This window comes from Ralstonia pickettii (genome assembly GCF_001699815.1).
Lineage (GTDB): Bacteria > Pseudomonadota > Gammaproteobacteria > Burkholderiales > Burkholderiaceae > Ralstonia > Ralstonia thomasii.
Genome location: NZ_MCGB01000103.1, coordinates 1 through 22,525, shown reverse-complemented (window position 1 = coordinate 22,525; position 22,525 = coordinate 1). Strand labels below are relative to the sequence as shown.

Here is a 22,525-nt window from a genome sequence, read left to right as displayed (position 1 = left end):
GTGCCACGCCATCTCGCCGACTACCGCAGCAAGCGCGATTTCACGCAGACCCAGGAACCCGCCGGCGCGCGCCGCAAAGCCGACGAGCAGCGTGACCATGGCGCCCTGCACTTCGTGATCCAGAAGCACGACGCAACGCGACTGCACTACGACTTCCGGCTGGAACTCGACGGCACGCTCAAGAGCTGGGCCGTCCCCAAGGGCCCGAGCCTGGACCCCGCCGACAAGCGCCTCGCGGTACATGTTGAAGACCACCCGCTGGACTACGCGGATTTCGAAGGCCATATCCCCGAAGGACAATACGGCGGCGGCGACGTGATCGTGTGGGACCGCGGGACATGGCGCCCGCATGGCGATCCGCGCAAGGCCTATCGCGACGGCAAGCTCAAATTCGACCTCCATGGCGAGAAGCTGCATGGTGCATGGGCGCTGGTACGCACGCATTTGCACGGCACGGGCAGACATCCGAAAGAACAGTGGCTGCTGATCAAGGAACGCGACGACCAGGTGCGCGCATCGAGCGACTACGACGTGACACAGGCGCTGCCCGCCAGCGTGATCACCGGAGAGAACGTCGGCGCAAAACCGAAGGCTAAGGCCGATGGCCGCAAGACCCAGCGTGCCGATCCGGCACAAGTCCAGCCGCCCGCCGGTGCCGTGCCCGGCACGTTGCCGAAAACGCTGGAGCCGCAGCTTGCCACGCTCGTCGATGCGCCGCCAAGGCAAGGCGAGTGGAATTACGAAGTGAAGTTCGACGGCTACCGCATCCTGGCGCGCATCGACGGCAACACCGTGCGCCTGTTCAGCCGCAACGGCCGCGACTGGACGGCCAAGCTGCCGCGTCAGGCGCGCACGCTGCAGGCGCTGGGCCTGCGCGAGGCGTGGCTCGACGGCGAAGTCGTGGTGATGGGCGAGCGCGGCGTGCCCGACTTCCAGGCGCTGCAGAACGCCTTCGAAACCGCGCATGCCGAACACATTGCCTACTACCTGTTCGACATCCCGTTCTGCAACGGCATGGACTTGCGCGGTGTGCCGTTGCGCGAGCGGCGGGCGCTGCTTGAGCGCATTCTCGATGCCGCCCCGGGCAACCTGGACCGCGAAGCGGTGCTCTTCTCAGGGACATTTCACGCGGCACCCGAAGACTTGCTGTCTTCCGCGTGCAGCATGTCGCTCGAAGGGGTGATCGGCAAGCGCGCCGATGCGCCGTACCGGGCCGGCCGCAGCCCTGCCTGGATCAAGCTCAAATGCGGGCAGCGGCAGGAATTCGTGATCGGCGGGTACAGTGCGCCCAAGGGTAGCCGCAGCGGCTTCGGTGCCCTGCTGCTCGGCGTGTATGACGACGCGGGCAAGCTGCGCTATGCGGGCCGTGTCGGCACGGGCTTCAACGAGACGAGTCTGCACGCTTTGCACCACGAGCTGACGGGTCTGACCGTCGACACGCCGCCCTTCGCCAACCCGCCCACCGGCAGCGATGCGCGCGACGTGCAATGGGTGAAGCCCGAACGCGTGGCGGAAATCGCCTTTGCCGAATGGACGCGCGAAGGCATCGTGCGGCAAGCCGTGTTCCAAGGTTTGCGTGACGACAAACTCGCGCGCAACATCGTGCGTGAACAAGCCAAGCCGCCCAGCGCTGCCGCACGCAAGGAGACCCGCGCCGTGAATGCTGCCGAACGCAAGGTGCGCCCCGGTGCCGAACGCATCGCCGATGTGGACGTCACGCATCCAGATCGCGTGATCGAGAAAGCCAGTGGCACCACCAAGGCGGACCTGGCGCGCTATTACGCCGGTGTGGCCGAATGGATGCTGCCGCATCTTCGCAACCGCCCGACATCGCTCGTACGCGCGCCCGACGGCATCGACGGCGAGCGCTTCTTCCAGAAGCATTCCGCCGCGCTCAAGCTGCAGGGCATCACGCAGCTGGACCCATCGCTCGACCCGGGGCATCCGTCGCTGCTTGCGATCAACTCGGCCGAGGCCCTGGTCGGCGCGGTGCAGATGGGCACGGTGGAGTTCCACACGTGGAATGCGCTGGCCGACCGCATCGAACAACCCGACCGCATCGTCTTCGATATCGACCCGGACCCGGCGCTGCCTTTCGCGCGCGTGATCGAGGCCACGCAGCTCATGCTGGCCATGCTTGATGAACTCGGCCTGAAGGCCTTCCTGAAAACCAGCGGTGGGCATGGCATGCACGTGGTGGTGCCGCTCACGCGCCGCGAAGCCGCTGGCTGGGACACGCTCAAAACGTTCGCGCAAGCCGTGGTGCAACACATGGCCGCGACCTTCCCTGACCGCTTTGTCGCCAAGATGGGGCCGCAGAACCGCGTGGGAAAAATCTTCATCGACTATCTGCGCAACAACCGCGGTGCGAGCACGGTGGCCGCCTATTCGGTGCGCGCGCGGACGGGGTTGCCAGTGTCCGTGCCGATCCGCCATGACGAGCTGGAAGGGCTGCAGTCGTCTGCCCAGTGGACGCTGCGCACGCTGCCCGAACGGCTCGCCAAGCTCAAGGGCGATCCTTGGGCCGCCTATGCCGGTACGCGTCAATCGGTCACGGCCGACATGCGCAAACGCGTTGGCGCCGATGACTGAGCCGTCACACACCGGCGGTTCTCAAAGAATTGGGCGGTGAACGCCCCATTGCTTGTCGGCCGAAGTGCGGGGCCACTGCGTTAACATGCCTGCGTCTGCACTTGGCGCATGTGTGCGCGCCCCACTCTGCCCCCCCGCCGATGGCCCGAATTCGTCCGACCCGTTTGCTGACCCTGTCGCGCAGCGCGCTTGCCTGCGCCGTGCTCTTGACCATTGCGGCCTCGCCGCTGGCGCACGCCAAGAAAGCCAAGACCCAGGCGGCACCGCGCACCACCGCCGCGCAAACACGCCAGGCTGCACACAACCCTGCCGGGTTGCCCGCCAACGTGGCGCTGGCTTTTGCGCGCGCGCATATCCCGCTGGATGCGGTGAGCGTGTTCGTGATCCGCACCGGCACCGCCACGCCCATCCTGCAATGGAATGCCGACGCCGGAATGAACCCGGCGTCGACCATGAAGCTGCTGACCACCTTCGCGGGGCTGGACCTGCTTGGCCCGGATTTTCGCTGGAAGACCACGGCCTACGCCGACAGCGCTCCGGTCAACGGCACGCTCAACGGCAACCTGTACCTACGTGGCCAGGGCGATCCGAAGCTGATTCCCGAAGAGCTCGTCAAGCTGGTGACCGACGTGCGCCGCGCCGGCGTGGATGAACTGGCGGGCAACATCGTGCTGGATCGCACCTACTTCGAGGGCGATCTGTCGGAAGCACCGCCGCTGGACGGCGACAGCGCGCGTGCCTACAACGTCGCGCCCGACGCGCTGCTGTATTCATTCAAGACGCTCACGTTCACGCTCTCGCCGGATGCCGGCAACGGCGCGGTCAACATCGATGTATCACCGCCGCTGGCGCAGTTGCAGATCGATAACCAGTTGCGCACCACGCGCGGCGGCTGCGGCGACTGGAAGACGACCTCCGGCGCCAACATCTCCACGCAGACCGACGGCCACGTCATAGCCAGCTTCGACGGCCGCTATGCCGCCGCGTGCGGCGAACGCGTCTTCAATATCGCCGCGCTCACGCATGCCGACTTCATCTGGGGTGGCTTCCTGGCGCTATGGCAGCAGGCCGGTGGCACGACGCGTTTCACGCCGGGCTTGCGCGAAGGCAAGGTACCGCGTCAGGCCGTTCTGCTGGCCACGCACTACGGCCCGCCGCTGTCGGAAGTCGTGCACGACATCGACAAATATTCGAACAACGTGATGGCGCGCCAGCTCTTCCTCACCATCGGCGCGGAAATCGGGCGCAAGCCCGCATCGGTGCGGCAATCGACCGAGGTCATCAACCGCTGGCTCGCCAAACAGAACCTCACGATGCCGGAGCTGGTGCTGGAGAACGGTTCGGGCCTGTCACGCACCGAGCGCATCAGCGCACGCAACATGGGGCGCCTGCTGCAGCAGGCCGACGCCAACCCGAACGGCGGCGTGCTGCGCGATGCGCTACCCGTTGTCGGCGTGGACGGCACCATGCGCAATCGCCTGACACGGGCCGGGGTGGCCGGCAATGCCGAGATCAAGACCGGCACACTCAACGGCGTGCGCGCCATCGCCGGGTATGTGGAAGGCGAAGACGGCCAGCGCTTCGTGGTGGTCAGCATGATCAACCACCCGAACGCCAGCGGCGGCCAAGCCGCGCACGATGCACTGCTGCAATGGATCTACCAGGGCGCGCCGCGATGAGCTCACGCAAGTCACTGCTGGGCATCACCGGCACGTCGGGCAGCGGCAAGACCACGCTCGTCGAGCAACTCATCGCCCGTTTCGTGCACGACGGGCGCCGCGTGGCGGCCATCAAGCACACGCATCACGGCTTTGATCTCGATTCGCCCGGCAAGGATTCGCACCGCATGCGCGAAGCCGGCAGTGCCGAAGTCGTGCTCGTAGGCGGTGAACGACTTGTGCTGATGCGCGAATACGCCAACGCGCTGGAGCCCGAACTCGACGACGTGCTGGCGCTGCTCTCGCCCGCCACCGACCTCGTTATCGTTGAAGGCTACAAGCGCAGCACGTTTCCGAAGATTGAAGTCTTCCGCCCTTCGCTCGGCCGCCAGCCGCTTTGGCCGGAGATCGGCGGCGTAGTGGCGGTGGCCACCGATTCGCCTGCCGCCGTGCAACCACCCGAAGGCGTGGCCGTGCTGGATCTGAACGACGTCGATGCGGTGTACCGGTTTGCCGTACAGCAACTGGCCAAGTCGGCCATATGAAGCACTCTTAACATGTGGGCAAGGCGGATTGGCTATGATGGGGTGATCCAGTTTTTCGCCAGCCCCCTCCCAACAACATGCTGTCCCGTCTATCGGCCGCGCCGCTTGGCGCGGTTTTTTTTTGCGCCTCGCCATCGTGCCGCAGAGCGATGTGGTCGAGGTCACGCCAGCGCACTTGGCGTGACCTTGCCAGCGGCCGACGCCAAATAGAAACCATCGCCGCAAACAAGAACGCCCGCTTCGCGCGGGCGTTATTTTGCTCAGTGGTGCTTGGTCAGTGCGTTACACCGTCGGCCAGCAGGCGTTGCAGCACGTTGCTGGAGATCAGGCGATGGCCACCTGTGGTGGGGTGCACGCCGTCGGCGAACAGGTACGCCGTGTCTGCACCTGCAGTCACCAACGTGTTGGCGGAGCAGAACAGCGAGCTGCCGCCAGCACCCGGCACGAGTGCGTTGATCTTGGTCGCATCGCAAGCCGGCACGCTGGTATTGCTGAAGCCGAACATCGCCCCGTTCTGAATCACGGCCGTCAATTGCGAATTGAAGTCGATCACGCGGGCACCGGTACCGGCAAGCCCAGCCTGCAGCGTGGTGTTGAACGTGCCCACCAGCGCATGCAGCAGCGCCTGACCTGCCGCACCGCCCGCCACGCCTTGCGGCGTCAGGCTGCTGTCGGGCAGGTTGAACACGTAAAGCTGCGTTGCGTTCTTGCTGACCATGTCCTTGACGTAACCGACCAGATCAGTCGCCGCCTGCTGAACTTGAGCGGTGGCGATGGCAGGCGTCACACCCGAATTGGGGGTCGCCACGGCGGCGGCCCAATAGAAGATGTCGTTGTTGCCGCCAAAGACGAACACCACGTCGTTGTTGCCGTTGAACGTGTTGTTGCTGGCCGCGTAGAAGTTGGCGAGTTGCTGCTTGACCGGATACGTGAGCGCCCCGGCGCCACCGTTGTGGCCGATACCGTTCGGGTCGGTCACGCGCGAACCGCCTTGCGCGTAGTCGAAGCAACCAGGTTTTGGGCAGTTCTGCACCGAGTTGGCATAACCCATCACGGCCGGCGTAAGGGCCACACCGAGTTGCGCCGCCACCGTTTCCGCCCAGACCGGGCCAGGGTTGGTAGTGAACTTGCCGCCGCCCACGGCAGCCGCTGCCGGCGTGTAGGTGCCGGCATCGCTCAGGCTGTCGCCGAACACCACCATGCGCTGCACTTTGGCGACGTTGGGATTGCCGCTCTGATCGCTTTCGCCGCCGCAAGCGGCCAGGCTCAAGGCCAGGGTCGCCGATGCGACGACGCCCATCCATTGACGGAACTTCATGATGTCTGTCTCCCGTGTGGAATTTTTATGGTCTGTGGTGCCGCGGTGCGTAACCTCGCCGTGCGTGTTTGAAGCACGCGGAACGACACAACGCCCAAGTGTAGCGAGGTTGCCGGGCACACGGCGAACGCGCGGCCCGTAAGAATTAGAGGTCCGTCTCGAACGCGGCGGCCGCGCGACGCAGGCGGTCGTTGACAGCCGCCCAGGCGGGCGTATCGGCTAGGGTTTCCACCCAGATGGCGTCGTAACCGCCGCGATCGAGCTCACGCAATAGCGCGTAGAGCGCGTTGGCATAAGCGGCGGGCGTGGCGGGGGCGACGCGCTGGTCGCAGCCATCACGCAGTGCCACGGGGGCACCGAGCCACACGATGCGTTTGTCCGCAGGCAGTGCAGCCAGGCGTGCAGACACATCGGCGGCCGACAGCAGATACAACGGCGTGCGCGGCGCGTAATGCGCCTTTAACGTGCCCGAAGCGCGCGGCGCAGCGGCATCGGGAGCCGCCGGCAGTTCGCCGGTCACGCGCTCGATGTCCTCGGGCGTGATAGCGCCCGGGCGCAGCAGCACGGGGCCAATGCCCTGATCCAGCCGCGAGAGATCGATGATGGTCGATTCGATGCCCACGTCCACGCCGTCACCTTCGAGCACGAAGACGGCATCACCGAATTCGTCCCGCACGTGCTGCGCGGTGGTCGGACTGACCTGGCCGAACTTGTTGGCCGACGGCGCCGCAATGCCGCCGCGTCCGCGCTTGAAGCGCGAGAGCAACGCCTGCGCCACCGGGTGCGACGGGCAACGCAGCCCGATGCTGTCCTGCCCGCCTGCCACGGCGGCCGGAATGTGCGGCGCACGTTTCAGGATCAGCGTAAGCGGTCCCGGCCAGAAGGCTTCGATGAGTTGCAGTGCGATGCCGGGCACATCGTCGGCCCAATAGGAAATATCGGCGCCATCCACCACGTGCACGATGACGGGGTGATTGGAGGGTCGGCCCTTGGCCGCATAGATCTTGGCGATGGCCGACGGGCTTTCGGCATCGGCGCCGAGGCCGTACACGGTCTCGGTCGGAAAGGCGACCAGCTCGCCTGCCTCCAGCCTGCGCGCGGCCTCATCGAGGCGCTCAGCGGAAGGCATGGTGTAGGGCGATGTGGTCCGATGCGGCATGGGCGGCTCGTCTTTAGTCGGACTGCAGGCCGAGCACGTGCGCGGCGTGGCGGAACGCCTCGTCCACCACTTCTGGCGAGGTGCCGACGCAGTTCACGTGGCCCATCTTGCGGCCCGGCCGCGCATCGGCCTTGCCATACAGGTGGACCTTCGCACCGCTGTGGCCCATCACTTCGTGCCACGCGGGCGTACGTTCCAGCCCGTACTCAAACCACACGTCGCCCAGCACATTCAGCATGCGCCCCGGCGAGTGCTGCCGCGTGCTGCCCAGCGGCAGGCGGGCCATGGCGCGCACCTGTTGCTCGAACTGGCTCGTCTCGCACACATCCATGGTGATGTGACCGGAGTTGTGCGGGCGCGGCGCCATTTCATTGGCCACCAGCGAGCCGTCCTGCAGCACGAAGAACTCGATGCACAGCACGCCGACGTAGCCCATCTCTTCGGCGATCATCGCGGCAGCGGCGCGTGTGCGCGTGGCAATGTCGTCTGACACGCTGCGCGACGGCATGATCGTTGAGAACAGGATGCCGTCACGGTGCACGTTCTCGGCCAGCGGCCAGGTGGCCGTGCTGCCATCGGCACCGCGCGCGGCCAGCACGGACACCTCGTAGGCCAGCGGCAGCATCTTCTCCAGCACGCACGGCACGTGCTGCATGGCGCCCCAGGCGGCGCGCAACTCTTCAATCGTCGAGACACGCGCCTGGCCCTTGCCGTCGTACCCCATGCGGGCAATTTTCAGGATGCCGGGCAGCAGGTCGGCGGGGAGTTGCTCGATATCGGCTTCATGCTCGATCACCCAGCTCGGTGCGGGGTGGATGCCCGTGCGTGCGGCGCACAGCGCGAAGAATTTTTTCTCGGCGATGCGGTTCTGCGCGATCGACACACAATTGGCACGCGGCGCCACGAACGCGCCGAGTTGCTCAAGCTTGTCCAGCGCTTGCGCCGGCACGTTCTCGAATTCGGTGGTCACCGCGGGGCACAGCGCAGCCATCTCGGCCAAAGCGGCTTCATCGGTATAGCCAGCGCACAGATGGCGCTCGGCGATGGTGCCGGCGGGGCTGTTCGGGTCCGGATCGAGCACGCAGACCTTGTAGCCCATCGCCTGTGCGGCGTGCGTGAACATGCGGCCGAGCTGGCCGCCGCCGAGCATGCCAAGCCACGCATCGGGCAGGATCGCGTTGGGAACGTTCAGCGCGCGGGATTCCGCGGTGTGGGCTTGCGCCAGGCGCGGGTTCAGGTCGTCGGCCATGAATCGGGTCGTAGGTTACTTAGGCGCCGTGCACAGGGAGCGTCATGCCGCGTGCGACTTCGGTCTGCTGGGCGCGGAAAGCTTCGAGCTTGTCGGCAAGGGCCGAGTCGGTGGTGGCGATGGTGGCAATGGCAGCCAGCGCTGCGTTGGCGGCACCGGCTTCACCAATGGCGAACGTCGACACCGGAATGCCCTTGGGCATCTGCACGATGGAAAGCAGCGAGTCTTCGCCGCGCAGGTACTTGGACGGCACCGGCACGCCGAACACCGGCACGATCGTCTTGGCGGCGATCATGCCCGGCAGATGCGCCGCCCCGCCCGCGCCGGCGATGATGGCGCGCAAACCACGGCTGCGTGCGGCTTCGGCGTACCGAAACATGTCGTCCGGCATGCGGTGCGCCGAGACAACCTGCGCCTCGAAGGGAATGCCGAACTGCGTGAGCATATCGACGGCGTGGCGCATCACTTCCCAGTCGGAGCTGGAGCCCATCACCACGCCAACGAGCGGAGCAGATTGCTGTGCGGTCATTGTCATCGCTCCGGTTTATCGCAGGGACTCGCCGGTCAGGCGGGTCAGCGCCTCGCGGTATTTGTCAGCGGTCTTTTCGATCACGTCGGCAGGCAGTTGCGGCGCCGGCGCGGTCTTCGGCCACGGCTTGCCATCGATGCGCACGGCTTCGAGCCAGTCGCGCACGAACTGCTTGTCGAACGACGGCGGGTTCGTACCGACCTGGTACGAATCGGCCGGCCAGAAGCGCGACGAGTCTGCGGTGAGCGCCTCGTCCATCAGCGTAAGCGTGCCGTTTTCGTCCAGGCCAAACTCGAACTTGGTGTCGGCAATGATGATGCCGCGCGTGGCGGCAAAGTCCGAGGCTTCCTTGTACAGGCGGATGCTCACGTCGCGGATCTGCGCGGCGAGGTCCGGGCCGATGCGGCGCTCGACTTCATCGAACGAGATGTTCTCGTCGTGCTCGCCCATCTCGGCCTTGGCGGCGGGGGTGAAGATCGGCTCGGGCAGCTTCTGCGCGTTCTGCAGGCCGGGGGCCAGATGCACACCGCACACGGCGCCGGTGGCCTGGTAATCCTTCCAGCCGCTGCCGGCCAGGTAACCGCGCACCACGGCTTCCACCAGGATCGGCTTCAGACGCTTGACCACAATGGCGCGGCCGCGCACCTGGTCGACTTCGTTCGGGGCCACCACGGTTTCCGGCGCGATGCCCGTCTCGTGTGTCGGCACGATGTGGCGCAGCTTGTTGAACCAGAAATCCGACATCTGCGCGAGCACACGGCCCTTGTCCGGAATCGGCTGGCCAAGAATCACGTCAAACGCCGAGAGGCGGTCGGTGGTGACCATCAGCAGCTTGTCGTCGCCGACAGCGTAGTTCTCGCGCACCTTGCCACGGCCGAGCAACGGCAGGCTGGTGATCGACGATTCGTAAAGGGCGGAGGATGCAGGGGTGGCGGACACGGCGGAACCCGGGAGGAGATAAGAAAACGTGGAAGGCCAGCATTATACGTGGCCCATGGGTGGCCCATAAGATGGCCCATGCAATGCAAAACGGCTGGCGCAGTGCCAGCCGTTTGCTAAATGTGACGCAAAATGCTTATTGCACCACTTGCGCCAGATCGCCGCTTTGGTACTTCTGCGCCATCACTGACAGGCCGATCGGCTTGATCTTGCCCGCCTGACCTTCGCAGCCGAACTGGATATAGCGCGCCTTGCAGATTTGCTTGGCGGCTTCGCGCGCCGGCTTAAGCCATTCGCGGGCGTCGAACTTGTCCGGGTTTTCGGCCAGGAACTTGCGCACCGCGCCCGTCATGGCCAGCCGGATGTCGGTATCGATGTTGATCTTGCGCACGCCGTACTTGATGGCTTCCTGGATTTCCTCGACGGGCACGCCGTAGGTTTCCTTCATCTTGCCGCCGTACTGGTTGATGATGGCCAGCAGTTCTTGCGGCACGCTCGACGAGCCATGCATCACCAAGTGGGTGTTCGGGATGCGTGCATGGATTTCCTTCACGCGGCTGATCGCCAGGATGTCGCCGGTAGGCTTGCGCGTGAACTTGTAGGCGCCGTGGCTGGTGCCGATGGCGATCGCCAGCGCGTCCAGTTGGGTCGCCTTGACGAACTGGGCAGCCTCTTCCGGGTCGGTCAGCAGGGATGAGTGGTCGAGCTTGCCTTCCGCGCCGTGGCCATCTTCCTCGCCGGCCATACCGGTCTCCAGCGAGCCCAGGCAGCCGAGTTCGCCTTCAACGGTCACACCAACCTTGTGCGCCATCTCGACCACGCGGCGGGTGACGTCGACGTTGTAGTCGAAATCAGCCGGCGTCTTGCCATCTTCGCGCAACGAGCCGTCCATCATGACCGAGCCGAAGCCCAGGTCGATGGCGCCCTGGCAGATCGCGGGGCTTTGGCCGTGATCCTGGTGCATGACCAGCGGGATCTCCGGATAAGCCTCGACAGCAGCCTGGATCAGGTGCTTGATGAACGATTCGCCGGCGTATTTGCGGGCGCCTGCGCTGGCCTGCAGGATGACCGGTGCGCCGGCTTCCTTGGCAGCTTCCATCACAGCCTGGACTTGCTCCAGGTTGTTCACGTTGAATGCCGGCAGGCCGTAGCCGTTTTCAGCGGCGTGGTCCAGCAGTTGGCGCATCGAGACGAGTGGCATGGTTTTCTCCTATGGATCGATCTGTATTCGGTCTCAGGAACGCGTGGACGTCTGGTAGACGTAGCAAACGGCGTTCCGTCGTGGGCGTCAGTGCATGCCGACGCGAACAATCTTGAGCGTGTTGGTGCCGCCGGCCTGGCCCATTGGCTCGCCGACGGTCAGGACGATGAAGTCGCCACGCTGCACGACGCCGCGCGCGACCAGCAGTTCTTCGGCTTGGTGCAGGGCTTCGTCGCGGTCGGCGCTGTTGGCCAGCGGCAGCGACTGCACGTTGCGATACAGGGCCATCTTGCGCTGCGACGCCACGTTGGGCGTCATCGCATAAATGGGGATGTTGATGCCGTGGCGGCTCATCCAGAGCGCCGTAGCGCCGGAATCGGTGAGCGCGGCAATTGCCTTGACCTGCAGGTGGTGCGCCGTGAACAGCGCCCCCATGGCGATCGACTGGTCGATACGGCTGAAGGTCTGGTCGAGGAAATCTGCATCGAGATGCACGGTTTGCGACTTCTCGGCTTCCACGCAGATGGCGGCCATGGCTTCGATGGTCTCGACCGGGTAGCGGCCGGCGGCGGTTTCCGCCGACAGCATCACGGCATCGGTACCGTCGAGCACGGCGTTGGCGACGTCCGACACCTCGGCGCGCGTCGGCACCGGATTGACGATCATCGATTCCATCATCTGCGTGGCGGTGATGGCCAGCTTATTGTTTTCGCGGGCCAGCTTGATCATGCGCTTCTGGAGCGCCGGCACGGCTGCGTTGCCGACTTCCACCGCCAGGTCGCCACGCGCGACCATGATGCCGTCGGACGCAGCCAGGATCTCTTCGAGCACGCCCGGGCGGATGGCCTCGGCGCGCTCGATCTTGGCGATCATGCGGGTCTTGTGGCTGTGCGGTGCGCCGGCCACGGCGGCCAACTGGCGCGCCATTTCCATGTCGGTCGCGTTCTTGGGGAAGCTGACCGCGACGTAATCGGCGCCCAGCGCCATCGCGGTCTTGATGTCTTCCATGTCCTTGGCGGTCAGCGCCGGCGCCGACAAGCCGCCGCCCTGGCGGTTGATGCCCTTGTTGTTGGACAGATCGCCGCCGATCTTGACGATGGTCTCGATCTCTTCACCCACCACGCGCTCGACTTGCAGCACGATCAGCCCATCGTTGAGCAGCAGCAGATCGCCCGGGCCAACGTCGCGCGGCAGTTCCTTGTAGTCGAGGCCGACGCGCTCCTGGTTGCCCAGCTCGCAGCGGGCGTCGAGCGTGAAGCGATCGCCCGGCTCAAGCGTGATCTTGCCGTTCTCGAACTTGCCGACGCGGATCTTCGGACCCTGCAGGTCGGCCATGATGGCCACCTCGCGGCCCACCGAGCGCGCCACTTCGCGCACGAGCTTTGCACGATCGATGTGATCCTGCGCCGCGCCGTGCGAGAAGTTCAGCCGCACCACGTCGACCCCCGCGGCGATCATGCGGGTCAGGACTTCCTGCGTGCTGGACGCGGGGCCGAGCGTTGCGACGATCTTGGTAGCGCGGGTCATGGGCGGCGGTGTCTCGTTGTTGTGGTGGGGATGTTGGCGGCGCTGGCGGTCAGGCCCCAGCGGCCTGATTCTGCGCGCGTTGCTCCAGGATTTCGACAGCCGGCAGTGTCTTGCCTTCCAGGAATTCGAGGAACGCACCGCCGCCGGTGGAGATATAGCCCACCTTGTCGGCGATGTTGTACTTGGCGATGGCAGCCAGTGTGTCGCCGCCGCCCGCAATCGAGAAACCCGACGAGGCAGCAATCGCCTCGGCCAGCACCTTGGTGCCATTGCCGAACTGGTCGAATTCGAACACGCCGACCGGGCCGTTCCAGACGATGGTGCCGGCGGTCTTCAGTTGTTCGGCCAGTTGCGCAGCCGTCTTCGGGCCGATGTCGAGGATCATGTCGTCGTCGGCCACATCGGCCACGTCCTTGACGGTGGCGGCCGCGGTGGCACTGAATTCCTTGGCGCACACCACGTCGACGGGGATGGGCACCGACGCGCCGCGTGCCGCCAGCATCTCGATGATGGCCTTGGCATCGCCCACTAGATCAGCTTCCGCCAGCGATTTGCCGATCTTCAGACCGGCAGCCAGCATGAAGGTGTTGGCAATTCCGCCGCCGACGATCAGGTTGTCCACCTTGTCGGCCAGCGATTTCAGGATGGTCAGCTTGGTCGAAACCTTCGAGCCGGCCACGATGGCCACCAGCGGACGTGCCGGCTGGCCCAGCGCCTTGCCCAGCGCATCCAGCTCGGCGGCCAGCAGCGGGCCGGCGCAGGCGATGGGTGCGAACTTGGCGATGCCGTGTGTGGTGGCTTCCGCGCGGTGGGCGGTGCCGAAGGCGTCGTTGACGTAGACGTCGCACAGCTTGGCCATTTTCTGGGCCAACTCGTCGCTGTTCTTCTTCTCGCCCTTGTTCACGCGGCAGTTTTCCAGCAGGACGACCTGGCCGGGTGCGACCTCCACGCCGTCAACCCAGTTCTGGACGAGTTTGACGTCACGGCCAAGCAGTTCGGACAGACGCTTGGCAACCGGCGCCAGCGAATCTTCCGGCTTGAATTCGCCCTCGGTCGGACGGCCCAGGTGTGAGGTCACCATGACGGCGGCACCGGCGTCCAGCGCGGCTTTGACGGCCGGCACGGAAGCGCGGATGCGCGTGTCTTCGGTGATGTTGCCAGCATCGTCTTGCGGCACGTTGAGGTCGGCGCGGATGAACACGCGCTTACCGGCAAGCTTTCCTTCGGAGATGAGATCGGACAGACGCAGGACGTGAGGCATGGCAGCTTCGGAAGAAATCGCGGAAAACGACGATTTTACCCGATGCGCCTGGTCAAAACGTGCGTTTCTCGGCGGAGTCCTCCGGCCTCGGCCGTCTTGCCGAGGCCGATTGGCGGGGACTACGCCGGCAGCGGCGTGCGGCGGCGCAGTTGCATCCAGCTTTCGGCTGAATACACGGCAAGACCCGCCCAGATCAGCACATAGCCCGCCACCTTGGGCCCCGCAAACGGCTCGTTGTAGAGCCATACGCCCAGCAGCAGTTGCAGCGTTGGGCTCACGTATTGCAGCAAACCCAGCAGCGACAGCGGAATCCGCCGCGCGCCGGCGCCAAACAGCAGCAGCGGCAGCGCCGTCAGTGGCCCGGCCAGCGCCAGCAGCCACTGCGTGCCCGGCGACGCGGCCAGGAAGGCGTTCTGATGCTGCGAAGCCAGCCAGCCGAGATAGGCCAGCGCCAGCGGGAACAGCAGCAACGTCTCCAGCGTCAGCCCTTCCAGCGCGCCCAGCGGCGAGGTCTTGCGCAGCAGGCCGTAGAACCCGAACGAGAACGCCAGCGCCAGGGCAATCCACGGCAGCGTGCCGGCCTGCCAGGTCAGCCACGACACGCCGGCTGCCGCCAGCGCCACCGACACCCACTGCACCGGCCGCAGCCGCTCGCCCAGCACCAGCGCGGCGAGCATCACCACCACCAGCGGGTTGATGAAATAGCCCAGGCTGGCTTCGAGCACATGGTCGTGGTTGACGGCCCAGATGTAGGTCAGCCAGTTCGCAGCCAACAGACTGGTGCTGACCGCGTAGCGCCCCACCACACGCGGTTGCGTGCGCAGCGCCCACAACCACGCCCCGTGCCGCTTCGCGAGCAGGATCACCACCATCACCGCCAATGACCAGATCACCCGGTGCGAGAGAATCTCGACCGGCGACACCGCCTTGAGCAGCTTGAAGTACAGCGGAAACAAGCCCCACATCGTGTAGGCCAGAAACGCGAAGATCACGCCGTTGCGATTGGAAGCCGACATGTTCATCCCCAGAGACGCAGCACGGTAAAAACGCCCATGCCGACGAAGATCATGCCGAGCATGCGCCGCGTGGCAACGTAGAACGCGGTGGCGGCAATTCCGGCCATCAGGCGCGGGTTGGTCCAGCTCGCGTCGAAGTGCCCGTGATTCCAGAGCAGGTCGGGCAGGACGATGGCGACGAGCGCGGCAGCCGGCGCAAAGCGCAGCGCGTGCTGCACGCGGGTGGGCAGGGTCATGCGGTTGCCCACGATCAGGAACAACGAGCGTGTGACGATTGTCACGACCGTCATGCCGGCAATGACCAGCCAGATTTCGAGCGCGCTCATGCATCGTCCTCGTCAATTGCGACGTGCGCGGCCCGTCGGCGCTGCCACTGCAGACGCGCGGCGACTTCGTCCGCGGCCAAGCCGGCGGCCATCGCACCCGTGACGGCAATTACGAGGCTCAATCGATACGGCAGCTTGAAGGCAACCAGCGCCAGCACCGCCGCCACAGCCACCGCCATGAGCGTGGCACGGCTACGAATGGTCGACACCATGACGGGAATCAGCGCAAGCGTCCCGGCCAGCGCCAAGCCCCACGCATCGGGAAACAGGCTCGCTGCGACGATGCCCAGGATGGACGACACCTGCCAGCCAACGAAGCTCAGCAAGACCATGCCCCAGTAATAGCCCTCTTTGCCCGCCTGCGGCGCGGCCGAGGGGTACTGCTGGGTGAACAGCACGAACGGCAGATCGCCGTTGAACACGCCCAGGACCACGCGCCGCATGAACGGCAAATGCCCGAAATGCTGCATCAGCCCGGCGCTGAAGATGATGAAGCGAACGTTGACGATGAACGCCGTCAGCAGCGCCGTCCAGATCGGCAAGCCCGCTGCCAGCAGCGGTAGCACCGCCAGCTGCGACGACCCCGCATACACGAAGATCGTCATGCCGATGGCCTGCGGGATGGTCAGTACCGATTTGCTCATCGCCACGCCAGTCACCAGCCCCCAGGCCAGCACCGGCGGCATCGACGGCATATAGGCGCGTACGCCGGCAAAGAAGCCCGCACGTTCAGCCGGATCGATGGCCGCCCAGCGGCGCTGCAAGGCTGCCGCCCAGCGGACTAGCGCCATGGCGCCCCCAAAAGTGGCGAAAAAGACTCTTCTTGATGAGCCGGGCAGGGGCAGCCGGCAGCGCGGGCGCGCAGGAACGTCGGGGGCGACATGGGTGGCTCGTAGGAAACACACGATTATACTTTTGATGTTAAGCATCCGCTTAACGACAAAGCGCGTGCGCCACGTCTAATGAGGGATTCATGCCGGGCGCCACGCACTGCAACAATCGGCGTTGGCGCGCCTGCGCCCACCCCTTACAATTTCGCCTTTGTCGGTTTTTGAACCTGCGGCCCATATCAGGGCGCGGCTGACCTGCTCAGACCGCGCCGGCACTCCTCACTCACCATGACCACGCAAACCGCACCCACGATCGAAATCGGCGCAGACGACCTGCCGCTGCATTGCCCGACCGCCAAAACGCCGGCCTGGAACTACCACCCCCGCGTGTTCCTTGACATCGCCGACACCGGCGAAGCCAAGTGCCCGTACTGCGGCACCGTCTACAAGCTGGCTCCCGGCGTTGAACTGAAGGGCCACCATTGAGCCCGATTCACCTGCAGTACACCGGACGCCGCGCCCGCCAGGCGATTCGATGATGCGCAAGATCCTCGTCGTCGCCCCCAACTGGATCGGTGATGCGCTGATGGCGCAGCCGCTGTTTGCGCAGCTCAAGGCGCGGCACCCGCGCGCGCAGATCCACGCCATTGCCCCGAAATGGGTCGCGCCCGTGCTCGCGCGCATGCCGGAAATCGCGCGCGTACTGCCCACCGAACTTGCCCACGGCAAGCTGCAGCTCGGCAGCCGCACGATGTTCGCGCAGCAGCTCAAGGGCGAAACCTTCGACGCAGCCTATGTGCTGCCGAACTCGTTCAAGAGCGCGCTGATCCCGTGGCTGGCCGGCATTCCGCTGCGTATCGGCTACAAGGGCGAGTCGCGGCTGGGCGTGCTGAACGTGCGCTACCCGAATCCGCCCAAGAATGCGCGTCCGCCGATGGTGCAGCACTACGCGGCGCTGGCTTTCAAGCCCCATGCCAAGCTGCCCGACACGCTGCCCGACCCGAAGCTGGACGTTGATGTGCAGCGCGTGGCAGCCACGTCCGCCAAGTTCGGCATTCCTGGCAACGCGCGGCTGATTGCCTTCTGCCCCGGCGCGGAATACGGCCCAGCAAAGCGCTGGCCGGCCGAGCACTTCGCAGAGCTGGCGCAGATGCTGCGCCGCTCGTTCCCGTACGCGCAGATCGTCGCGCTCGGTTCGGGCAAGGACCGCGAGATGGCCAACGCCATCGTCGAGCGCGCGCCGTTCGTGCGCAACCTGTGCGGCGAGACCTCGCTGGATGAAGCGATCGAACTGCTCGCCCGCGCCGAAGCCGCCATCTGCAACGACTCCGGCCTGATGCACGTGACGGCTGCCCTGGGGCGCCCGCAGGTGGCCGTGTTCGGCTCCAGCGACCCCCGCCACACGCCTCCGCTGTCGCCTGCTGCGAGTATCATGTGGCTCCATCTGGAGTGCAGTCCGTGCTTTGCACGCGAATGCCCGCTGGGCCACTTGCGCTGCCTGCGCGACATCGGCCCCGAGATGGTGTTTCATGAATTGCGCCGGCTGCTGCAGCCGCAGTAGTACGCTGTCCTTAACGTTCACCGCCATGCCACGATTTGCCCGCCTGTTCGAAGCCGCCGAGGACATCCTCGAAGCCTATCGCGATGCGCTCAAGCGCCGCGATGCCGATGGCGCGCTCAAGCTGTGGCTCGACGAGGATTCGGTGAGCTTCATCCTGCCCGACGGCCAGCGCCTGCACGGCCACGAGCAGCTGCGCGGCTGCCTCGATGCGCTGGTCGAGAAGAATCCGGTCTGGATCGAATGCCTCTCGCAACAGGTGCATTCGTCGCTGGGTGTGTCGATTTTCGAAGCCACGGAAGCGCTGCGCTTTTCGGCCACCGCCACCGAGGCCGATCTGTACGTGCATACGACCTACGTGCTGATGCAGAACCACGAAGGCTGGCGCATCGCCCACGTCCATTCCAGCCAGGCCGCTGAAGAACGCGTGGCCGCCTCCATCGCCAGCGTTACGCACTCTCTGCACTAAGCTGCCGCGCTGGGCGTGGCAGCCGTCTCGATCGATGACCCACCCGTCTCGCCACGCCACTCCCTTTGAACTGAATCTGGGCGCCCTGCTCGCAGGGCCGTTCGAGCCGCACGCGTTCCGTTCGCCGTGGTGGCTGATCGGCGGCAATGCACAGACGATCGTGCCCGCGCGCCTATGGCGCTTTCCGCGCATTGCGTATCGGCGCGAACGCTGGGACACGCCCGACCACGACTTCATCGACCTCGACTGGACCACGCACGAGACCGACGCGCACGCACCGCTCGTCGTCATGTTTCATGGCTTGGAGGGCGATTCGCGCAGCCATTACGCGCGGCTGCTGATGGACGCGCTGCGCGCGCGCCGCTGGCAAGGCGTCATTCCGCACTTTCGCGGGTGTTCGGGCGAGATGAACCTCGCGCCGCGCATGTACCACTGCGGCGATGGCGCCGAGATCGCGTGGATCCTCGAACGCCTTTACCGGACGGTTTGCCAGCCGCAGAGCCGCAAGCTGCTGGTTGTCGGCATCTCGCTGGGCGGCAACGCGCTGCTGCGCTACCTGGGCGAGCACGGCACCGATGCCCGCTACGTGAGCGCCGCGGCGACGGTCTCCGCGCCACTGGACATGCGGGCCGGCGGCGCAGCGTTGTCCAAGGGCTTCAACATGGTCTACACGCGCATGTTCCTGCGCACGCTCAAAGACAAGGCCAACGCCAAGCTCGACCAGCATCCCGGCCTGTACGACCGCGCCGCCATGATGGCCACGCGCACGCTGGGGCAATTCGACAACCTCGTCACCGCGCCGCTGCACGGTTTTCGTGACGTGCTCGACTACTGGACGCGCGCCTCGTCCAAACCCGTGCTTCGCGAGGTTCGCGTGCCGGTGCTGGTGCTGAACGCGCGCAACGATCCGTTCCTGCCCGGACAGCATCTGCCCGGCATGGCCGACGTGTCCCCCGACATCACGCTGGACCAACCGTTGCACGGCGGCCATGTCGGCTTCCTGCTGCGTCATGGCAAGACGGGCCGCGTCGATTGGATGCCCGCACGGGTCCTGCGCTTTTTCGATGATGTACTGGGCCACCAAGCCAACGCGGAGGACGCTCATGGATGACATCGTCCGCCAAGCGATGGCCAAGTGGCCGAACGTGCCGAATTGCTTTGGCTGGCTGGCGCTGGATCGGCGCGGCCAATGGCGCATGCGCAACGAATATGCGCAGGCCAACAAACTCTCCGGCGAGCCGATCCGCCACACCGCGCTCATCGATTTCATCGTGCGCAACTACGCGCATGACGATACGGGGCGCTGGTTCTTTCAAAACGGGCCGCAGCGGGTGTTTGTCGAACTCGATTACACGCCGTGGGTGGCGCGGTTGTCAGCCGACTGCGCGCCGGCGGCATTCACGACGACCACCGGCGCTGCGTTCTCGCCGAGCGGCTGCTTTGTCGACGAACACGGCAGCGTGCTGCTCTCGGGCCGCGTTGGCGGATGTGAGGCGGAAGAGACCATTGCCGTGCTGCACGATCATGACCTGGAGCCGTTCTCGTCGTTGGCCCAATGGCACGCAGACGCCTGCGGAGCCGCGCTGGGAACGCTGACGCTGGGCGATCAGGCGTTCGACATCGAGCCGATTGCGCGCGCAGAAGTCGCAAAGCGCTATGGCTTCGTGGCGCGGCCAGCGGAATAGCGCCGATCGGCCCACCGGCCCTACTTCGGCAGCGCCTTGTCTTCCGCCTTCTCTTCCCGGTATTGCCGCTCCATCTGGTGCAAGCGCGCATCGACTTCGGACAGCGTGTAGAAATCCGCATCCCCCGCATCGCGGGCGAGCTTGAGCTGCTCCACTGCTGATCCCCACGCCCCATCCCGCGCGTATTTCTCTGCCAGCGCGCGATGCTGCTCAACGCGCCTGCCCTTGTCGGCGTAGGCCCTGGCGAGCATGTCCCACCAGATCGGCTGGGCAGTGTCTTCGCGGGTCTTGTCTTTCAGGTACGGAATCGCGTCATCGGTCCGGCCGGCAGATAGCAGCGTTTGCGCATAAGTGATGCCCACCGCGCGCGACAGCGGATACGCAGCCAGCGCCGCGCGTGCCAACGTCAGCGCCTCGGGCGCACGGTTACGCGCGCGTGCCAGTTCGATGGCCGTGACGTCCAGCTCGACGCTGCCGGACGTGATGCCGGGAATGTTGCCGTACAGGCGTCGCGCCTCCTGCAGCGCCTGTTCAGCATCGTCCAGCCGTCCCGCCATCTGATTGGCAACCGCCACGCCGTACCACAGCGCCGCGCGCTTCTCGACCGGCGCATCCGGCGTTGACGACAATTGCGAGCGCATCGCATTGCGCACATCAATGTACGCGCTCGTCGACGTTTCCTGCAGCACGCGCGCACGCACCTTCGCAAAACCAAATTCCGGGCGACGCGGTTGGCGCGGATGTGGCAGGCCACGCGCGCGGTCTTCCATGTCGGCGATGCGCTCGCCGGTCAGCGGGTGGGTGCGCGCATAGCCGGGAATCACGCCCGTATCGGCAATGTTCGTGACGCGCTGCAGGCGACGGAAGAAGTCCGGCATGCCGTCCGGGTTGTAGCCTGCGCCGGTGAGCAGCGTGAAACCGACGCGGTCGGCCTCGCGCTCCGCGCCGCGCGAGAACGCGAGCTGGTTCGACACCGCCGCCGCCTGCCCGCCCATCGCGAGCGCCTGCGCGGCGTCACCGCTCTTGGTGGCAGCCAGACCCGCCAGCAGGATCGACGCCAGCGCAATCCACATCGACTCACCGGATTTATCGATGCCGCGCGCAATATGCCGCTGCAGCACGTGGCCGATTTCGTGGCCGAGCACGGAGGCCAGCTCCGACTCACTGTCGGTCGCGACCAACGTACCCGTGTTCACGCCGATGTAGCCGCCCGGCAACGCAAACGCGTTGATGCCGGGGTCACGCACGGCAAACAGCTCGAAGCTCGACGCCGACGTGCTACCCGCCACGTGCTGACGGCGCGCGGCTTCGATCAGCTTGTAGCCGATGGTGTTGAGGTAATCGGTGATCAGCGGGTCGGGCACGAAATCCGGATCGCGGCGGATCTGGCGCATCACGCGGTCGCCCAGGCGGCGCTCCATCTCGGGCGACAGCGACGCCGTCGACGGATCGCCCATATCGGGCAACTCGTATGTCGGCGCGTCGATGACGGTCGGCTCCTTCGGCAAATACGGCGACTGCCGGCCGATCTGCACGCTGCGATTCAGGTTGCTCTGCACCTGATCCGCTGCCGCGGCGGAACCCAACCCCGGGTTGACGGAGGCCGGCGGGGAAGACGCCACCGCCACCGCCTGCGCCAGCACAGGCAACGGCAAGGGCGCCAGCCACGTCGACAACAACACAGCGGCCGTCAGCTTGCGGACGCGCGGCCGAAAAAGGGAAAGCGTCATACGGAAAGCACGGAGAGCGGAATCAGCGCGGCAACATCGCCGCAAGCTGGGTGCTTGCTATCATAAAACGCTTCGTACCCCGCCCCGCAAAACGCGCTGTCACTCATGTCGCAACTCACCCACTTCGATTCCGCCGGACAAGCCCATATGGTCGATGTCGGCGACAAGGCCGTCACACACCGCGTGGCCGTCGCCACCGGCACGATCCGCATGCTGCCCGAGACGTTTGCGCTGGTGCGCGATGGCAACGCCAAGAAAGGCGATGTGCTGGGGATTGCGCGCGTTGCCGCCATCCAAGGCTCAAAGCGGACGTCGGATTTGATTCCGTTGTGCCATCCGCTGGCGTTGACGAAGGTGGCGGTGGAGTTTGAGCTGAATGAGGCTGGGCACAGCGTCCGTTGCACCGTTCGTGCGGAAACGCGTGGGCAAACCGGCGTGGAAATGGAAGCGCTAACCGCCGTGCAGGTGGGGCTGCTGACGATTTACGATATGTGTAAGGCTGTCGATCGGGGGATGGTGATTGGGGATGTGCGGTTGATGGAGAAGCGAGGGGGGAAGTCGGGGGATTGGGTGGCTGATTAGAAAGAACAGAGAGCGCCGTCGGCGCTCTCAGAGCTAACGTCAAGAGTGGTGTATGAACAATTTGATGGCGGTCGATTTCAAGCGGCGATTTTCTGCTGAGCCGGTCGATCGTCTTGCACCGGTTCGCCGTCCTTGAAGGCAACTCCTTCGAGCAACAGCTTGATCTTTTCGGGGCCGTTGATACGGCGCCAGGTTTTCTCGGCTTCCTCGATCAGCTTGAATGCCAGTCCGAGGAAGGTTGGTCGCGATACGCAGTTACGCGTGCGCGTCGTACGGTGGCGCACCGTCGCGAACGTCGATTCAATCGCGTTGGTCGTGCGCAGATGCTGCCAGTGCTCGGCAGGGAATTCG

The 22,525-nt window shown here is 65.5% G+C and carries 21 protein-coding genes and 1 pseudogene; 9 read left to right on the top strand and 13 right to left on the bottom strand.

Annotated elements, in window-relative coordinates:
* From ligD to mobB, 3 genes are all read left to right on the top strand, one after another.
* On the top strand, nt 1-2,592 hold the full coding sequence (gene ligD, locus BEK68_RS22490; protein WP_024541733.1) for a DNA ligase D: 2,592 nt from the start codon (nt 1-3) through the stop codon (nt 2,590-2,592).
* 140 nt (nt 2,593-2,732) lie between these two features.
* Entirely contained in the window at nt 2,733-4,271 is a 1,539-nt protein-coding gene (gene dacB / locus BEK68_RS22485; RefSeq protein ID WP_012434949.1) for a D-alanyl-D-alanine carboxypeptidase/D-alanyl-D-alanine endopeptidase, read from the top strand.
* Entirely contained in the window at nt 4,268-4,795 is a 528-nt protein-coding gene (gene mobB, locus BEK68_RS22480; RefSeq protein ID WP_004636105.1) for a molybdopterin-guanine dinucleotide biosynthesis protein B, read from the top strand. The genes dacB and mobB overlap by 4 nt, the downstream gene beginning before the upstream one ends.
* A gap of 274 nt (nt 4,796-5,069) precedes the next feature.
* On the opposite strand, the gene BEK68_RS22475 is transcribed toward mobB, so the two are convergent.
* The 11 genes from BEK68_RS22475 to BEK68_RS22425 form a co-directional block, all read right to left on the bottom strand.
* Nucleotides 5,070-6,113 carry an SGNH/GDSL hydrolase family protein gene (locus BEK68_RS22475; RefSeq protein WP_004636107.1) on the bottom strand — a complete coding sequence of 348 codons (1,044 nt, stop codon included), beginning with the start codon at nt 6,111-6,113 and terminating at the stop codon, nt 5,070-5,072.
* 145 nt (nt 6,114-6,258) lie between these two features.
* Nucleotides 6,259-7,272, bottom strand: a complete 1,014-nt coding sequence (locus BEK68_RS22470) for an L-threonylcarbamoyladenylate synthase (RefSeq protein ID WP_004636109.1) — start codon at nt 7,270-7,272, stop codon at nt 6,259-6,261.
* A 13-nt stretch (nt 7,273-7,285) separates the two neighbouring features.
* Nucleotides 7,286-8,521 (bottom strand): 5-(carboxyamino)imidazole ribonucleotide synthase, encoded by a 1,236-nt coding sequence (locus BEK68_RS22465; RefSeq protein WP_012434948.1) that lies wholly within the window; start codon nt 8,519-8,521, stop codon nt 7,286-7,288.
* A 19-nt stretch (nt 8,522-8,540) separates the two neighbouring features.
* On the bottom strand, nt 8,541-9,050 hold the full coding sequence (gene purE / locus BEK68_RS22460; RefSeq protein WP_012434947.1) for a 5-(carboxyamino)imidazole ribonucleotide mutase: 510 nt from the start codon (nt 9,048-9,050) through the stop codon (nt 8,541-8,543).
* A 15-nt stretch (nt 9,051-9,065) separates the two neighbouring features.
* A complete protein-coding gene (locus BEK68_RS22455; protein WP_004636116.1) occupies nt 9,066-9,989 on the bottom strand; it encodes a phosphoribosylaminoimidazolesuccinocarboxamide synthase in 924 nt (307 codons plus the stop codon).
* A gap of 136 nt (nt 9,990-10,125) precedes the next feature.
* Nucleotides 10,126-11,190, bottom strand: a complete 1,065-nt coding sequence (gene fba, locus BEK68_RS22450) for a class II fructose-bisphosphate aldolase (RefSeq protein ID WP_004636117.1) — start codon at nt 11,188-11,190, stop codon at nt 10,126-10,128.
* 87 nt (nt 11,191-11,277) lie between these two features.
* Complete coding sequence (gene pyk / locus BEK68_RS22445; RefSeq protein WP_012434946.1) at nt 11,278-12,717, bottom strand: pyruvate kinase; 1,440 nt, start codon at nt 12,715-12,717, stop codon at nt 11,278-11,280.
* 49 nt (nt 12,718-12,766) lie between these two features.
* The gene (locus tag BEK68_RS22440) at nt 12,767-13,978 is read right to left on the bottom strand and encodes a phosphoglycerate kinase (protein ID WP_012434945.1); all 1,212 of its coding nucleotides are present in this window, start codon (nt 13,976-13,978) and stop codon (nt 12,767-12,769) included.
* Nucleotides 13,979-14,097: 119 nt separating this feature from the next.
* Entirely contained in the window at nt 14,098-14,994 is an 897-nt protein-coding gene (rarD, locus tag BEK68_RS22435; protein ID WP_004636125.1) for an EamA family transporter RarD, read from the bottom strand.
* 2 nt (nt 14,995-14,996) lie between these two features.
* Entirely contained in the window at nt 14,997-15,320 is a 324-nt protein-coding gene (locus BEK68_RS22430; protein WP_004636127.1) for an AzlD domain-containing protein, read from the bottom strand.
* Complete coding sequence (locus tag BEK68_RS22425; protein ID WP_012434944.1) at nt 15,317-16,111, bottom strand: AzlC family ABC transporter permease; 795 nt, start codon at nt 16,109-16,111, stop codon at nt 15,317-15,319. Before BEK68_RS22425 ends, BEK68_RS22430 begins: the two co-directional genes overlap by 4 nt.
* 327 nt (nt 16,112-16,438) lie before the next feature.
* Between BEK68_RS22425 and BEK68_RS22420 the strand changes: the two genes are divergently transcribed.
* The 5 genes from BEK68_RS22420 to BEK68_RS22400 are packed head-to-tail and all read left to right on the top strand — an operon-like array spanning nt 16,439 to nt 19,862.
* Nucleotides 16,439-16,636 carry a zinc-finger domain-containing protein gene (locus tag BEK68_RS22420; protein WP_004636130.1) on the top strand — a complete coding sequence of 66 codons (198 nt, stop codon included), beginning with the start codon at nt 16,439-16,441 and terminating at the stop codon, nt 16,634-16,636.
* Nucleotides 16,637-16,685: 49 nt separating this feature from the next.
* Complete coding sequence (gene waaF, locus BEK68_RS22415; RefSeq protein ID WP_004636133.1) at nt 16,686-17,711, top strand: lipopolysaccharide heptosyltransferase II; 1,026 nt, start codon at nt 16,686-16,688, stop codon at nt 17,709-17,711.
* Between the two features lie 25 nt (nt 17,712-17,736).
* Entirely contained in the window at nt 17,737-18,177 is a 441-nt protein-coding gene (locus tag BEK68_RS22410) for a YybH family protein (protein WP_009239042.1), read from the top strand.
* A 34-nt stretch (nt 18,178-18,211) separates the two neighbouring features.
* Nucleotides 18,212-19,288, top strand: coding sequence for a YheT family hydrolase (locus BEK68_RS22405; protein WP_012434943.1), 1,077 nt, complete (start codon nt 18,212-18,214; stop codon nt 19,286-19,288).
* Nucleotides 19,281-19,862: a DUF2946 family protein gene (locus BEK68_RS22400; protein ID WP_012434942.1), complete on the top strand. Its 582-nt coding sequence runs from the start codon at nt 19,281-19,283 to the stop codon at nt 19,860-19,862. Before BEK68_RS22405 ends, BEK68_RS22400 begins: the two co-directional genes overlap by 8 nt.
* A gap of 20 nt (nt 19,863-19,882) precedes the next feature.
* Here the strand turns inward: BEK68_RS22400 and BEK68_RS22395 are convergent, their stop codons facing one another.
* Nucleotides 19,883-21,592, bottom strand: a complete 1,710-nt coding sequence (locus BEK68_RS22395; RefSeq protein WP_012434941.1) for a beta-barrel assembly-enhancing protease — start codon at nt 21,590-21,592, stop codon at nt 19,883-19,885.
* A 105-nt stretch (nt 21,593-21,697) separates the two neighbouring features.
* On the opposite strand from BEK68_RS22395, the gene moaC reads away from it, so the two are divergent.
* The gene (gene moaC / locus BEK68_RS22390; RefSeq protein WP_012434940.1) at nt 21,698-22,174 is read left to right on the top strand and encodes a cyclic pyranopterin monophosphate synthase MoaC; all 477 of its coding nucleotides are present in this window, start codon (nt 21,698-21,700) and stop codon (nt 22,172-22,174) included.
* Between the two features lie 77 nt (nt 22,175-22,251).
* Here the strand turns inward: moaC and BEK68_RS22385 are convergent.
* Nucleotides 22,252-22,525, bottom strand: a pseudogene (locus BEK68_RS22385) (IS256 family transposase); the annotation flags it as partial.

Excerpts from the sequence above, each read along its gene's own strand:
- dacB (WP_012434949.1), top strand. The coding sequence starts at position 2,733 with ATGGCCCGAATTCGTCCGACCCGTTTGCTGACCCTGTCGCGCAGCGCG.
- mobB (WP_004636105.1), top strand. The coding sequence starts at position 4,268 with ATGAGCTCACGCAAGTCACTGCTGGGCATCACCGGCACGTCGGGCAGC.
- BEK68_RS22475 (WP_004636107.1), bottom strand. The coding sequence starts at position 6,113 with ATGAAGTTCCGTCAATGGATGGGCGTCGTCGCATCGGCGACCCTGGCC.
- BEK68_RS22470 (WP_004636109.1), bottom strand. The coding sequence starts at position 7,272 with ATGCCGCATCGGACCACATCGCCCTACACCATGCCTTCCGCTGAGCGC.
- BEK68_RS22465 (WP_012434948.1), bottom strand. The coding sequence starts at position 8,521 with ATGGCCGACGACCTGAACCCGCGCCTGGCGCAAGCCCACACCGCGGAA.
- purE (WP_012434947.1), bottom strand. The coding sequence starts at position 9,050 with ATGACCGCACAGCAATCTGCTCCGCTCGTTGGCGTGGTGATGGGCTCC.
- fba (WP_004636117.1), bottom strand. The coding sequence starts at position 11,190 with ATGCCACTCGTCTCGATGCGCCAACTGCTGGACCACGCCGCTGAAAAC.
- pyk (WP_012434946.1), bottom strand. The coding sequence starts at position 12,717 with ATGACCCGCGCTACCAAGATCGTCGCAACGCTCGGCCCCGCGTCCAGC.
- BEK68_RS22440 (WP_012434945.1), bottom strand. The coding sequence starts at position 13,978 with ATGCCTCACGTCCTGCGTCTGTCCGATCTCATCTCCGAAGGAAAGCTT.
- rarD (WP_004636125.1), bottom strand. The coding sequence starts at position 14,994 with ATGTCGGCTTCCAATCGCAACGGCGTGATCTTCGCGTTTCTGGCCTAC.
- BEK68_RS22430 (WP_004636127.1), bottom strand. The coding sequence starts at position 15,320 with ATGAGCGCGCTCGAAATCTGGCTGGTCATTGCCGGCATGACGGTCGTG.
- BEK68_RS22425 (WP_012434944.1), bottom strand. The coding sequence starts at position 16,111 with ATGGCGCTAGTCCGCTGGGCGGCAGCCTTGCAGCGCCGCTGGGCGGCC.
- BEK68_RS22420 (WP_004636130.1), top strand. The coding sequence starts at position 16,439 with ATGACCACGCAAACCGCACCCACGATCGAAATCGGCGCAGACGACCTG.
- waaF (WP_004636133.1), top strand. The coding sequence starts at position 16,686 with ATGATGCGCAAGATCCTCGTCGTCGCCCCCAACTGGATCGGTGATGCG.
- BEK68_RS22410 (WP_009239042.1), top strand. The coding sequence starts at position 17,737 with ATGCCACGATTTGCCCGCCTGTTCGAAGCCGCCGAGGACATCCTCGAA.
- BEK68_RS22405 (WP_012434943.1), top strand. The coding sequence starts at position 18,212 with ATGACCCACCCGTCTCGCCACGCCACTCCCTTTGAACTGAATCTGGGC.
- BEK68_RS22400 (WP_012434942.1), top strand. The coding sequence starts at position 19,281 with ATGGATGACATCGTCCGCCAAGCGATGGCCAAGTGGCCGAACGTGCCG.
- BEK68_RS22395 (WP_012434941.1), bottom strand. The coding sequence starts at position 21,592 with ATGACGCTTTCCCTTTTTCGGCCGCGCGTCCGCAAGCTGACGGCCGCT.
- moaC (WP_012434940.1), top strand. The coding sequence starts at position 21,698 with ATGTCGCAACTCACCCACTTCGATTCCGCCGGACAAGCCCATATGGTC.